General features: G+C 69.3%; 14 protein-coding genes. 9 read left to right on the forward strand and 5 right to left on the reverse strand.

Features of this window, described 5'->3' with window-relative positions:
* The first annotated feature begins 60 nt into the window (after nt 1-60).
* Nucleotides 61-672 carry a TetR/AcrR family transcriptional regulator gene (locus EV192_RS43620; protein ID WP_132124639.1) on the forward strand — a complete coding sequence of 204 codons (612 nt, stop codon included), beginning with the start codon at nt 61-63 and terminating at the stop codon, nt 670-672.
* Nucleotides 669-1,766, forward strand: a complete 1,098-nt coding sequence (locus tag EV192_RS43625) for a DmpA family aminopeptidase (protein ID WP_132124640.1) — start codon at nt 669-671, stop codon at nt 1,764-1,766. The genes EV192_RS43620 and EV192_RS43625 overlap by 4 nt, the downstream gene beginning before the upstream one ends.
* A gap of 2 nt (nt 1,767-1,768) precedes the next feature.
* Here EV192_RS43625 and lexA read toward each other — a convergent pair whose 3' ends face one another.
* Complete coding sequence (gene lexA, locus EV192_RS43630; protein WP_132124641.1) at nt 1,769-2,431, reverse strand: transcriptional repressor LexA; 663 nt, start codon at nt 2,429-2,431, stop codon at nt 1,769-1,771.
* A gap of 51 nt (nt 2,432-2,482) precedes the next feature.
* Nucleotides 2,483-3,244 (reverse strand): GntR family transcriptional regulator, encoded by a 762-nt coding sequence (locus EV192_RS43635; RefSeq protein WP_132124642.1) that lies wholly within the window; start codon nt 3,242-3,244, stop codon nt 2,483-2,485.
* A 67-nt stretch (nt 3,245-3,311) separates the two neighbouring features.
* Here EV192_RS43635 and EV192_RS43640 point away from each other — a divergent pair, with 67 nt between their 5' ends.
* The 3 genes from EV192_RS43640 to EV192_RS43650 are packed head-to-tail and all read left to right on the forward strand — an operon-like array spanning nt 3,312 to nt 6,114.
* The gene (locus EV192_RS43640) at nt 3,312-4,364 is read left to right on the forward strand and encodes a YeiH family protein (protein ID WP_132124643.1); all 1,053 of its coding nucleotides are present in this window, start codon (nt 3,312-3,314) and stop codon (nt 4,362-4,364) included.
* A 3-nt stretch (nt 4,365-4,367) separates the two neighbouring features.
* Nucleotides 4,368-4,763, forward strand: coding sequence for an effector-associated constant component EACC1 (locus tag EV192_RS43645; RefSeq protein WP_132124644.1), 396 nt, complete (start codon nt 4,368-4,370; stop codon nt 4,761-4,763).
* Nucleotides 4,753-6,114 (forward strand): caspase, EACC1-associated type, encoded by a 1,362-nt coding sequence (locus tag EV192_RS43650; protein WP_132124645.1) that lies wholly within the window; start codon nt 4,753-4,755, stop codon nt 6,112-6,114. Before EV192_RS43645 ends, EV192_RS43650 begins: the two co-directional genes overlap by 11 nt.
* A gap of 3 nt (nt 6,115-6,117) precedes the next feature.
* Here the strand turns inward: EV192_RS43650 and EV192_RS43655 are convergent, their stop codons facing one another.
* The 3 genes from EV192_RS43655 to EV192_RS43665 all read right to left on the reverse strand — a co-directional run bounded on the left by EV192_RS43655 (nt 6,118) and on the right by EV192_RS43665 (nt 10,115).
* Entirely contained in the window at nt 6,118-7,152 is a 1,035-nt protein-coding gene (locus EV192_RS43655; RefSeq protein WP_132124646.1) for an alpha/beta hydrolase, read from the reverse strand.
* 14 nt (nt 7,153-7,166) lie between these two features.
* Nucleotides 7,167-8,417: an esterase/lipase family protein gene (locus EV192_RS43660; protein WP_207926692.1), complete on the reverse strand. Its 1,251-nt coding sequence runs from the start codon at nt 8,415-8,417 to the stop codon at nt 7,167-7,169.
* A gap of 120 nt (nt 8,418-8,537) precedes the next feature.
* Nucleotides 8,538-10,115, reverse strand: coding sequence for an amidohydrolase (locus EV192_RS43665; RefSeq protein ID WP_207926694.1), 1,578 nt, complete (start codon nt 10,113-10,115; stop codon nt 8,538-8,540).
* 99 nt (nt 10,116-10,214) lie between these two features.
* On the opposite strand from EV192_RS43665, the gene EV192_RS43670 reads away from it, so the two are divergent.
* From EV192_RS43670 to EV192_RS43685, 4 genes are read left to right on the forward strand one after another with little or no spacing between them, the layout of a single operon-like run.
* The gene (locus EV192_RS43670) at nt 10,215-10,988 is read left to right on the forward strand and encodes an EAL domain-containing protein (RefSeq protein WP_132124647.1); all 774 of its coding nucleotides are present in this window, start codon (nt 10,215-10,217) and stop codon (nt 10,986-10,988) included.
* Between the two features lie 47 nt (nt 10,989-11,035).
* Nucleotides 11,036-11,659 carry a nucleotidyl cyclase domain-containing protein gene (locus tag EV192_RS43675; protein ID WP_132124648.1) on the forward strand — a complete coding sequence of 208 codons (624 nt, stop codon included), beginning with the start codon at nt 11,036-11,038 and terminating at the stop codon, nt 11,657-11,659.
* Nucleotides 11,660-11,717: 58 nt separating this feature from the next.
* Nucleotides 11,718-12,026, forward strand: a complete 309-nt coding sequence (locus tag EV192_RS43680; protein ID WP_279495596.1) for a MarR family winged helix-turn-helix transcriptional regulator — start codon at nt 11,718-11,720, stop codon at nt 12,024-12,026.
* A gap of 24 nt (nt 12,027-12,050) precedes the next feature.
* On the forward strand, nt 12,051-12,968 hold the full coding sequence (locus tag EV192_RS43685; protein WP_165960921.1) for a TIGR03619 family F420-dependent LLM class oxidoreductase: 918 nt from the start codon (nt 12,051-12,053) through the stop codon (nt 12,966-12,968).
* The last annotated feature ends 53 nt before the right edge of the window (nt 12,969-13,021 follow it).

The following is a 13,021-nucleotide window of genomic DNA, read 5'->3' on the forward strand; positions in this document are numbered from 1 at the left end:
CGTTAAGGCCGTGTCAAGAACCCTCTTGGTTTTTTGAAGATCTTTCGACAAACTGAGACCATGGCACGGCCAAAAAGGCAGGAGGCCCGTCGCGAGCAGCTCACCGAAGCCGCTCGCCGGGCCGTGGTGGAACGCGGGCTGATCGGCCTGCGGCTCGGTGACGTGGCGGAGAAGGCCGGGATGTCCCCCGGCTCGGTGCTCTACTACTTCCCGTCGCTGACCGAGCTGCTCCAGGAGGTGCAGCGGGAAGCCGTCAGCCGGTTCTGCGCGGCCAGGGAGGACGCCGTCCGCGGCGAGCCGGACCCGCGGCGGCGACTGCTGATGATGATCAGGAGCGGACTGCCCGAGAGCGCCGGCGACGAGCTGGCGTTCCTGCTTTACGAACTCGGCGCGTTCGCCCGCAAGGACCCCGCGTACGCCGCCCGCTACATCGAGCTGTACCAGCGTCAGGTGGGCATCTACGTGGGCATCCTTGAGGCGGGCTCGGCCACCGGCGCGTTCCGCCTGACAGGCGACGCGCTGTCGATCGCCCGGAATCTGGTGATCTTGGAAGACGGCTACGGACTGCACATCACGATGGCAGTGCCGACCTACGAACCGGCGACGGCGGAACGGCAGATCATCGCCTATGCCGAAACCGCCGCCGGCTGCACACTGGGAGATCTCACATGACCCTGTCGACCCCCACCGGCAAACCCCGCTTCCGCTCGCTCGGGGTCAAGCTGCCCGGCCAGCCAGGGCCGGGCAACGCGATCACCGACGTGCCGGGTGTCGCGGTCGGCTACACCACGCTGGTGATCGACGACCACGTCCGCACCGGGGTGACCGCGATCCTGCCCCGGCCGCACGCCGACGTGGCCCACCCGTGCGCGGCGGGCTGGTACTCGCTGAACGGCAACGGGGAGATGACCGGCACCACGTGGATCACCGAGTCCGGCGCGCTGAGCCTGCCGGTGCTGATCACCAACACGCACGCGGTCGGGCCGTGCCACCGCGGTGTGGTCGACTGGGTGGCCACCGAGCGGCCGGACGGCGCGCACGAGTGGCTGCTGCCGGTGGTGGCCGAGACCTGGGACGGCTACCTCAACGACATCAACGGCTCGCACATCCAGCCGTGGCACGCGATCGCCGCGATCGAGGCGGCCCAGCCGGGAGGAATGGACGAGGGGTCGGTGGGCGGCGGCACCGGGATGAACTGCTACGGCTTCAAAGGCGGTAGCGGAACCGCGTCCCGGGTCGTCGCCCATGGTCGGCACGAGTACACGGTCGGCGTGTTCGTGCAGGCCAACTTCGGTGCCCGGCGGGAGCTGACGGTCGCCGGGATCCCGGTCGGCGACGCCCTCGCCGACGACAACCCGTTGGAGGACTGGTCCGTGGCCCGGCCGGGCGCGGGTTCGGTGATCGTGGTGATCGCGACCGACGCCCCGCTGCTGCCGGGCCAGTGCACCGCACTGGCCCGACGGGTGCCGCTGGGCCTGGCGCGGACCGGAACCACCGGCTCGCACTTCTCCGGCGACGTCTTCCTGGCGTTCTCCACCGCCAACGAGGGCGCGCTGACCAGCGGGTTCCCGCATCCGGAGAAGGAGTTCGAAGACCTGCGGTTCATTCCGTGGTCGCACATCGACCCGTTCTACGCCGCGGTGGTCCAGTCCGTCGAAGAGGCGGTGCTGAACGCGTTGACCGCCAACGAGACCATGATCGGCCGCGAAGGACACCGGTCACCCGCGCTGCCCCGCGAGCGGTTGGCCACCTTGCTGAACCGCTGAGATCAGACGCTGCGCAGCACCGAGACGACAGTGCCCAACACCACGGCCTCGTCGCCGTCGATCACCTCGTAGTCGGCGTTGCGCGGCTCCAGGTAGACGTGTCCGTTGCGGCGGCGGTACACCTTCACGGTGGCCTCGCCGTCGATCATCGCGGCCACGATCTGGCCGGAGTGCGCCTCGGACTGCTGCCGCACCACGACGATGTCGCCGTCGCAGATGGCGGCGTCGATCATCGAGTCGCCGCGGACCCGGAGACCGAAAACGTTGCCCCGCCCGATAAGTCCGCGTGGCAGCGTGAGCAGTTCGTCGACGTGTTCCTCGGCCGAGATGGGCGTTCCGGCGGCGATGTCGCCGACCACGGGCACCGCGACCGAGTCGTCCGAGGTCGCCCGAGCCGCCGGCTCCCGGAGGAACACGCGCACGTCGATCGGCCGGGTCATCACGCTGCCGCGCCGCAGGAAACCCTTGTCCTCCAGGCTCGCCAGGTGTTTCGACACGGATGATGACGACCGCAGGCCGACCGCGTCGCCGATCTCCCGGGTGCTCGGCGGGTACCCGTGCCGGACCACCCAGTCCCGGATCGTCGCGAGGATTTGCTGCTGACGAAGCGGCAGGGCGGCGGCGTCCAGGTGCTCGAACACGTCGGGATCGTCGAAAGCGGTCACCCGCGAGATGGTAGGGCCACGTGCTGCCGTCGTCCGGCAGGCACGCCCGCGCTAAGGCGTGCGTTGGGTGAGCCGGTACCCGAACTGCGCGGCGAATTCGGCGGTGAGGGCGAACCGGTCGCCGCGCACCAACGTGTGCCGCCATTCGATCGGCCTGCCCCGCGAGTAGCCGAGGCGGTTGATGGCGAACGCGGCGGTGTGCGGCGGGCAGCGCAGCTGGGACTGTTCCGCGAGGGTCGGCACGACCGCGTGGATGTTCTCGTGGCCGTTGTCCAACCGGACTCCGGCGCGTACCGCGAGTTCGGTGTACAGGCCGGTGTGCGTGAAGTCGACCTGGAGCAGCGGCGCGGCCACGTCGGCGGGCAGCCACACCCGGTCGAGCGCGAGCGGCTCGTCGCCGGCCAGGCGCAGCCGCTCCAGATAGACCAGGGGAGTGGAGCCCTCCAGCCCGATCCGGTCGGCGACCACGCCGTCGGCCCGGATGTCCAGGGCGCGGACGACGCTGTGCTGGGACAGGCCGGCCGCTTCGACGGACGCGAACAGGCTGTACAGGGCGCCGACCGGCTGTTGGATCTCGCGCGTCGGCGACACCTTGGGCTGACGGCCTCGGGCCGCGACGATCACGCCGTCAGCCCGCAGTTGGCGTAGCGCTTGGCGCACGGTCGCCCGGCTGACGTCGTACTCCTCGGTCAGCGCCAGCTCGCCCGGGAACTGGTCGGCGAACTCGCCCGCGTCCAACCGGGCGATCAGCTCCTGCCGCAGTTGCCGCCACAGGGGGGTCGGCCCCGTTCGGTCGAGTTGCCGAGCCGCCACACGTCCTCCTTGTCCCGGTGGACGTCACGCTACCCATCGCCAAATGTGCGTACATATAGTAGCTTAAATGTACGTACATTTGACGCCGAAGGGGGATGCTGTGCTGACCGAGACGTTGAGAACCCAGGAGCAGGCGCCCCTTCGCGTCGCGCCTGGGCTCGCCGTGGCGCTGGTGATCGCGGCGGTCGCCACCGCGCTGGGCACGCTGCTCCCGGTCGTGGGCGGCCCGGTGTTCGGCATCGTGCTCGGGGCGGTCGCCGCGGCGTTCGTCCCCTGGCTTCGGCGGCCGGCGTTGTCGGCGGGATACGCCATCGCGTCCAAGCAGGTGCTCCAGCTGTCCATCGTCGTGCTGGGGACCGGGCTGTCGCTACGGCAGGTGGTGCAGGTCGGTGTGGACTCCCTGCCGGTCATGCTCGGCACGTTGGCGGTCGCGCTCGGCGGCGCCTGGCTGCTTGGGCGTCTGCTGAAGGTCGGCGGTGACACCCGCACGTTGATCGGTGTCGGCACGGGCATCTGCGGCGCGTCGGCGATCGCGGCCACCACCGCCGTGATCAAGCCGAAGGACACCGAAGTCGCCTACGCCATCGGCACGATCTTCGTGTTCAACATCGCCGCGGTGCTGCTGTTCCCGCCGATCGGGCACATGCTCGGGATGAGCCCGCACGCCTTCGGCCTGTGGAGCGGCACCGCCGTCAACGACACGTCCTCGGTGGTCGCCGCCGCCTACGCGTACGGCGGCGACGCCGGCCCGTACGCCATCGTGGTGAAACTGACCCGCACCCTGATGATCATCCCGATCGTCATCGCCCTCGCCTACCTGCGGGCCCGCAAAGCCGACGTCACCCGGCTGCCGTGGCGCCGGATCGTGCCCCTGTTCCTGGTCGGCTTCGTCCTCGCGGCCGGACTGGACAGCCTCGGCCTGATCCCCGCCGCCTGGCACCCGGCCCTGTCCACCCTCGGCGCGTTCCTGATCACCACCGCGCTGTCCGGCATCGGCCTTTCCCTGCGGCTCGCCGATATGCGGAAAGCCGGCCACCGGCCACTGCTGCTCGGCGCCCTCCTGTGGATCCTGGTCGCCGGGAGCAGCCTTGGTCTCCAGTCCCTCACCGGCACAATGTGACGTGTGGAAGCACGGGTATCGGTCAGCGGCGGCGCCGACGAACTGACCTCATTGCGGCAATGGCTCACGGCCGAGGACGAGTTCCGCGGCCGGGTACGGGTCCAGCGGGCACCGATCGAGCCCGACCAGATGGGCGTGGTCGCCGACGCCCTGCAGGTCGCGCTGTCCGACAAGGGAGCGTTGACGGTCCTCGCCGGCTCGGTCGCGGTGTGGCTGCGCCAGCGCCGGTCGAAGCTGAAGGTGAAGATCGTCAACCCGGACGGCAGCACCCAGGAGATCACCGCCAGCGGCCCGGCCGCCGACGCGATCGCCCCCAAGATCGGCCCGGACAACGTGGTGGCGCCGAAGCCCGGCGCCGAGCCACCACAGCTCGACCCGGGCCCACCCAGTGCTTCCTGACCCGGCGAAGTCCCGGGTGGTGCTGGTCGGGGCCAGCCGGTTCGCCGATCCCGAACTGCCGGACCTGCCCGCGGTGGCCAACAACCTCCGCGGCCTCGCCGAGTGCTTGCGCGACGTCGGCCGATGCACGATCGTGGCGGATCCACAGTCGCCCGTCGCGCTGGTCGACCCCATTCACGACGCCGCCCAGGAAGCCGAGGACACCCTCGTCGTCTACTACGCCGGTCACGGCCTGGTGCATCCCCGCACGCTCGGCCTGTTGCTGGCCGTGGTCGAGTCCACATCAACGCGCACCCACACAACGGTTCCCTACGATCTAGTGCGGGAGAACGTGCTCGACTCGCCAGCGGCCCGCAAGGTCGTGATTCTCGACTGCTGTTTCAGCGGCCGGGCGCTGGGCGGTCAGGCCGACCCGACGACGACCGTCGCCAACGAGGCCATCATCGAAGGCACCTACCTGCTGGCCGCCACCCCCGCCAACAAACAGGCACTGTCCCCACCTGGCGAGACGTACACGGCGTTCACCGGCGCCCTGCTCAGGCTGCTCACCGAAGGCGTGCCTGACGGCCCGCAACACCTCCGACTCGATCTGATCTACCGGCACGTCCGCGACGCGTTACGCCGCAACGCCCGCCCCGAACCCCAACTCCGTGTCGACAACACCGCGAGCGAACTCGCCCTCATCCGCAACGCCTCATACAGCCAGTCGACACCGGAAGTACGCCCATCCATCGAGACGGCACCGCCCAGCACCGGACCGGTCCTGCTTGCCAAGCGCTACCTGCTGGGTACGCGGCTCACCGAGAAGGTACACCTGGCCACCGACACACAGACCCAGGAAACCGTTGTGGTCAAGCGGCTTCCGGCGAACTACACGCTTGGTGTCCATCATCGCGCCATCTTGCTCATGCGGGCCCTCCTCGGCTCGCACGTGGTCCTGCCCTATTTCAGCGGCCGGACCTTGGCCGAGGTACTCCAGGCGGACGGCCCGATGCCTGAGGACCGAGCCGTCGAGATCGTGATCGAGATCTGTGACGCGTTGGGATTGGCACACGCGCAAGGTGTCAGACACGGCGATCTCACATCCGACCATGTGATGCTCATGCGGAATGACGCCGTTGTGATCCTCAATCTCGGCCGAAGAGACGGCCAGGACACTCGGTCCGATGTGTACGCCGCCGGCCTGCTCCTGGTCGAACTGGTCACCGGGCGCCGACCTGCCGCCGACCGTCCGATACCGCCGGGATTCCCCGCCGGTCTGGCTACCGTCGTGTCCAAGGCGCTGTACCCGAACATCAACGGGGGCTACCGGACCGCGGGTGAGCTCTGGCAGGCGCTCCGGCAGCGTTGAGTCTCAGCCTTTGCCGAGGACTGTGGTGAGCGCGGCCATGAACTCGGCGGGTTTCTCCAGGTGTGGGCTGTGGCCGCAGTCGGCGATCGCGACCTCCTCGTACGTACCGCCGGCTGAGGCGTACTGATCGAGCACGGCCCGGGTTTGGGTGACCATGGGCTGTGGGGGATGGGTTTCCGCGCCTGGCCAGTCCGGGACGGCGCCGAGTTGGCCGAGGTGGGCCAGGTCGAACATGGAGGTGTCGGAGACGATCTGGTCGTCCGTGCCGCGGATCCACAGGATCGGCGGCTTGGGGTCGACGGTGTGCAGGTCGTCGATGCGGAAGTGGTTGGGGGACATGGCGTTCAGCACACCGCGCGGGCCGGGGGCGACGCCGGGCCACGCGTCGGTAGGCACCGTGTCGCCCGGGTAGTTGTCCTCGCCGACGCGGGTGCTGAGGATGGAGTCCACGAACAAGTCGGCGTCCGTGGGCTGGAAAGGAGGTTTGACGTAGAACGTGAGCATGATCTGACGCGGCGACAAAGGTGAATCGGCCGACCGGTCGCCCGAACGCAACAGCCGCACGAAGTCGGGATTCGCCGCGCCAGCGCCAGTACCCGCTCCTTCGGCGTCGGTCAGTTCGCCTGACGCGCCACGGGTTCCGCCGTAGCCGTACGGCGACACGGGGTTGATCAGGGTGAGAGTGCGGACCAGCGCGGGGTTGTCCCGCAGGACCTGCATCACCACGCCGCCACCCAGGCTCCAGCCAACCAGGTGCGCGGATTCCAGGCCCAGCGCCCCGATCGTGGCGGCGACGTCGTCGGCGAAGTCCCGCAGGCCACGGGTCGCGTCCACCGGTTTCGGCTCTGTGTCACCGAAACCACGCAGGTCGACGGCGAACGGACGGTAGGTGTCCGGCAGGTCGACCATGGTGTGCCGGAAGAACACGCTGGAGGACAGGTTCCCGTGCACGAAGATCACGGGTGCGCCGGTCCGTTCCGGGATCTCCAGGACGTGCACGGCGAGCCGCTCGGTGGACACGACACGTTCGGTGATCATGCTCGACTTCCCTTCTACGACAACCAGCCGGTGACGGTCGACATCGCCGCCGACGCCCACCCGAGCTGCAGATGGTTCACCGAACCCACCAGGGTGGTGGCGCCGACCGTGGTCACCCCGGTGGTGTCCAGCGCGCTGGTGACGAACACCACGCCGTCGCTCGGGCCGCGGGTCTCGTTCCAGATCCCGACGATCGTCGGCGAACCGCCGGCGAGCAGGTACACCGGGACGGACGACGGGGTGGGGGCGCCCTGGATGGTGGCGATCAGCGAGCCGGCGTTGACGGCCGCCTGGATGCCGGGTCCGTTGGTGTAGAAGCCCTGGCCGCCGTAGTACGTGGTGTACCAGTCCTGAGTGGACGTGTTTACACCGTACACACCGTCCCATCGGGCGAGCATCTGGCGCTGGCCGGGATACGCGTCCCAGCCGCCGGTCGGCGTGATGGACAGTTCCGGATGCGAGGTGTACTGGCCGTAGCAGGTCATGTTGGTGTGCGGGCTCGGGGCGTTGACCTTGCCGCCGCACTCCGGCCAGATCGAGAAGTCGTGCGCCCAGCCGTGCGCGAACGGGTAGTCGTAGCCGCCGTTGGGGCCGCCGAGGAGCGCCAGCCGACGGACGTCGCCGGCATACGCCCGCCCCCAGGCCGGCCGCACCGACGCCACGTACATCCGGGCGGACATCATGCCCTTGCTCCACCCGACGACGTCGACCGAACCGACCCCGAGCCGGGCCTTGATCACCGCGATCGCGTCACCGACCTGTTGCGCCTGCTGGTAGTTGTCGCCCTGCTTGTGCGCGAACCCGATGGCGAACACCCGGAACCCGCGCGAGCTCAGGTACTGCATCAGCCCGGTGGACGGGCAGCTCGCCGACCCACAGCCGAAGCCGCCGGACTCGTTCGGGTTCGCCCAGGCGCGGTCGGGATTGTCGTTGGCGCCGTGCACCAACAGGACCGGTGTCGCCTGGCTGCCTGTGTTCCACCCCGGCGCCGAGTAGAGCAGGAAACGGGACGACGACGGCCGTGCGACGCCACCGAAGAACGTGCGCCGCTGGCCGTCCTGGTCGCCGCGGCCGTCCGGCGGGTACTGCTCGTCGTGGAACCCGGCCGTGGTGTCGCGGTACCGGTCGACCTTCGCCCAGCCGTTGCTCACTGTCGGGTACGTGGCCTCCAGGCTCAGATACGACGGATCGGCCGACGCCGGGACCACAGCGGTGGTGAAGAAAGCGACGACCGTGAGGATCACGGCGATGAGCGTGCGCGGCATTGAGCACCTCCGAGGGGAAACTCGACGTCCGCCATCCTCACGTCCACCCGGTCGGTCCTCAACGGCTCCAGGCACCACCCGAGCTTGGTCCCAGGTGTGGGCGACCCACATATCCGCGCGCTACTCGGCCGAATGGACGACTCGACCATCCACAATGGTCATCCGCACCGGCACGTCAGGTAGCTCGACCGCCGCGATCCGTAGTGGATTCGCGGCCAGCACAGTCAGATCGGCACGACCACCCACGGTGATCCCGCCCTGTTCCCCCGCGGCGATCGCGGCGTGCGTGGTGTAGCCCTCGATCGCCTGCAGCGCGGTCAACGCCTGCTCGGGGTGGTGCGGAGGCACCGAGCCGTCCCGGGCCGGCCGGCGCAGCTGCGCCGCGGTCAGCACCTCGCGGGGATCGAAGGGGGCGATCGGCCAGTCCGACCCGAGCACCAGGGTGGCGCCGGTGGCCCGGAGGTCCGCGCACGGCCAGCCCCGGGACGCCCGCTCGTCGGACAGCCGGACGGACCAGTTGTCGGTGTGATCGGCCCTGGTGAAGTCGGTGCAGTGGGTGGGCTGCATGGACGCGATCACGCCGAGCCGCGCGAACCGCGGAATCTCGCGCGCCGGAAGGGTTTCGATGTGTTCCACCCGGTGCCGCACACCCGATGTCAGCCCCTGCATCGTGTCCAGGACGTGCCGTACTGCGGCGTCGCCGATCGCGTGCGTCGCGGTGGTCACGCCGTTGTCGGCGAAGAATCGGATCGCCTCGCTGTACGCCCCCGGGTCAGGCCAGAACGGCCCGGTGGACTCGCCGTAGCAGTCCGGCGAGTCCAGCCACGCGGTGCCGCCGTCGATCGTGCCGTCCAGGAAGAACTTCACCCCGCCCATCGACCACCGCCGGCCATGCCTGGCCTGGCGGTCCAGGATGTCGCGCAGCCCGTCCGGATCGGTCTCCGGTTGGCACCACGGCGCGAGCCGCAGCCGCAGCGGCAGGTCCCCGGCCTGCTCCACGGCGTCCATCAGCGCGAGCGTGTCCGGCTCGCCGTCCATGACGTGCCCGCCGGTCAGCCCGGTGGCCGCCATCCTGGCCAGCAGGTCACGCAACCGCGCCGCACGTTCCCGCTCGGGCTCGGCCGGCAACACGGCCTCAACCAGTCCGATCGCCGCGAACTCCAGCAGGTGCCCGGTAGGCCGACCGTCCTCGTCGCAGACAATCTGAGCCCGCTGGATGAACTCACGCGGCCCGTCGATCCCAGCCGCCCGCAGCGCCGCCGGGCTCGCGAGGGCGGCGTGCCCGTCGAACAACCGCAGCAGCATGGGCCGGTCGCCCAGCACGTCCACCAGCAGGTCGGATCGCGGCCTGCCGTGCTCGAAAACGTTGGGATTCAAGCTGTGCCCGAGAATCCAACCGCGCACCGGCGCCGCGGACGCCAAAGCGGCACGTAACGATTCCAACGTGGTGCAGCCACTGAGGTCGACTCCAGCGGTGAGCTCCAGGCCGAACACCGGGTGCGTGTGCCCGTCGGTGAAACCAGGCAGGACACACGCCCCGCGCAGGTCCACCACCTCGGTGTGGCTGTCGCAGACCGGCCGGACGTCGTCGCCGACCGCGATGACCCGTCCGTCAGCCATGGCGACGGCGGACACGGCCGGTCCATCGGCCAGGGTGACGACATCGGCGTTCACCAGGACGAGATCAGCGGTACGCATCAGGCGGGCTCCTCGGGTGGACAGCGTTGACGGGTTCATCCTGCCCGCATCCAGCGTCCGGTCCGTCGGTCGCGCCTAAAGGCTGTAGCGGACGACGGCGTGCTCAAGGGACAGCCGACCGGTTTCGGAGATGAGTGGCTGGGGGGTGAACCCGACGTCGACAGGGACGCCTGCGGCGTGGACACCGGCCAGCCAGCGCCGCACGGTCCGGCGGGACCGGGCCACCAGGTTCGATCCGATCCGCCGGAGGATGTCGGCTCCGTCACTGAGTTCGGTGCGGTCGCCGGCATGCCGGCCGACGACGAGCAGGGTGACGGCGAGGTGAAGGAGTTCGGTGACCGGAGCCCGTTCCTGCGGATCGACCTGCCGGAACACCAGCCGCTCACCAGCGGCTTGGTCGGTCAGGTGAGCGAGGCCCTGGACACCTATCGATTCCCGGCCAACCTGCTCCAACTGGGCATGGAGGAGACCACCATGCTCGACCGCAACGGCAGCCCGCGCCCCGAGCTGATCGCCATCACCGGCACCGGGACTCGGGTGGTGCTCAACGGCTTCGGCGACCGCGTCCGCAGAATCCGGCTCCTGGGCGACCTGCCGATCGTCGGGGTGGTGACCGCACCCCAACTCACTCCCGAACTGACCGACCATCCGGCCCACGCGACCACCAAACCCATGATCCAGACCCTGATCGAACTCGCCTCCACCTTGAAGCTGCAGGTCACCATCCCTGGCGTCGACACCCGCGAACAGCGGGAGAAAGCCAGGAAGTTCGGCGGCACACACCATCACGGGGTCCTGACCGGCCGGCCGGGCCCGGAGTCCGTCGTGGCGGACCGTGTTCGCGCCACACCCCACGAAGTGCGGGCCGTCTAGTGCCACGTCGAGACCTGGACCCTCCGGCGGTCCACCGGACCGTCGTGGTGACGGACATCGTCGGCTTCAGCGAGCCGTACCGGACACACCGCGACCAGCTCGTCATCCGAACCGGCCTTTACCAGGCGTTGGAGCACGCGTTCCACCAGGCCGGGGTGTTGTGGAACGAGTGCTACCACGAAGACCGCGGCGACGGCGTCCTTGTCCTGGCTCCACCGCACATTCCCAAGGAGTACTTCGCCACCCGGCTACCCCGCGCTCTGGCCGCCGAGATCGCACACCACAACGCCGAGCATCCGGAGACCGCACGAATCAGAGTGCGGCTGGCGCTGCACGCCGGCGAGATCACCTTCGACGCGCACGGCGTCAGCGCACCCGCCCTTGTCCATGCGTTTCGGCTCATCGACGCCCCGGCGTTCAAGAAGGAACTGGTCACCTCCTCGGTGCTCGTCGGGATCGTGGTGTCCTCCTGGTACTTCGACGAAGTCATCCAGCAACTGCGCACCCATGTCCCGTCGGACTACCGCCGCATCCGCGTCCACGGCAAGTCGACGATCGCCATCGCGTGGGTGACGTGCGTTCACCGCACGACCCGGGAGCTGATCACGGCCAGTCCTTCGGTCGTTCACCTCGAGTCCCATCGAGTTGGCCGGCACCGCTTGTACCCCTGAATCATTGAGGTCCATCAACCAATGACTGGCTTCGATTACCGACACGCGTTAACGTTGGTTGGCCGACGCGGGCCGGATGAGCCAGCTGGATCTCGCCCGCGTTCTCGGCGTCGACCCGAGTGTGCTGGTGTCGATCCTCAACGAGCTGGAGGACCGGGATCTGGCCACTCGGCGGCGGGAGCCGGCCGACCGGCGCCGGCACGTGGTCGAGCTGACTGAGGGTGGACGTGCCGAGATCGACCAGGTCGTGGGCGGGTTCGAGCGGGACCTGTTCGCCGCGCTCGACGAAGCTGACCAGGCTCAGCTGGAGGATTTGTTGCGGAAGGTCGCCGCGACGCACGACTCAGGGGACTGCACAGAGGACTGATCCGGACAACTGGAGGGAATCGTCGTGGAACTTGGGGTAGGGCTGCCGACGGCCGGTGCGATCGCCTCGCCGGACGCCATCGTGCGCGTCGCGCAGGAGGCGGAACGGCTGGGGTACGCGGCGGTGTGGACGTTCGAGCGGCTGCTGCGGCCGGTCGGCAAGGTGGCCATGATCGGTGTCGAAGAGCCGCAGGAGCTGCCGGAGATCTACCGGAGTGTGTACGAGCCGCTGGTCACGCTCAGCGTGGTGGCCGCGTCGACCAGTCGGGTCAAGCTGGGGACGAGCGTGATCGACGTGCTGATGCATCCGCCGGTCGTGCTGGCGCGCCGGTTCGCCACGCTGGACCAGTTCAGTGGTGGCCGGGTGATCGCCGGCCTCGGCCAGGGGTGGATGCGCGAGGAGTTCGAGACCGTCGGCGTGCCGACCAGCCGCAAGGGCGCCGGTTTCGAGGAGTCCATCGCGGCGTTGCGCGCGGCGTGGGGGCCGGATCCGGTGTCGTTCGACGGGCGTTTCTACAAGATCGCGCCGTCGGAGATCAATCCCAAACCGGTGCAGAGCAGGGTGCCGGTCCTGGTCGGCGCGGTGACGCCGAAGGGAATCGAGCGGGCGGCCCGGATCGCCGACGGCCTCAACCCCATCGCGTTCGCGCGCGACCAGTTGGTCGGCGCCACCACCGCGTTCCTGAACGCCGCCAAGGAGGCCGGCCGTGATCCGGCTGAACTGACCGTCGTCGCCCGCGCCAACGTGCCGATCACCGACAAGCCGATCGACACCGACCGCCCGTTCCTGGCCGGCTCGCCCGAGCAGATCGCCGACGATCTGGCCACTTTGGACGGTACCGGTGTGGACCAGGTGCTGTTCGCCAACGACGCGTCGGTGGACCTGGACACCGAGGTGGACCTGCTGCGCCGGCTGGCCGAAGCGACCGGGACGGCTGCCTGAATTCACCTGTCGGGGGTGACGTGCCGCCCGGTCAGCGTGGCACAGGCTGGCCG

The organism is Actinocrispum wychmicini, assembly GCF_004345645.1.
Taxonomy (GTDB): Bacteria; Actinomycetota; Actinomycetes; order Mycobacteriales; family Pseudonocardiaceae; genus Kibdelosporangium; species Kibdelosporangium wychmicini.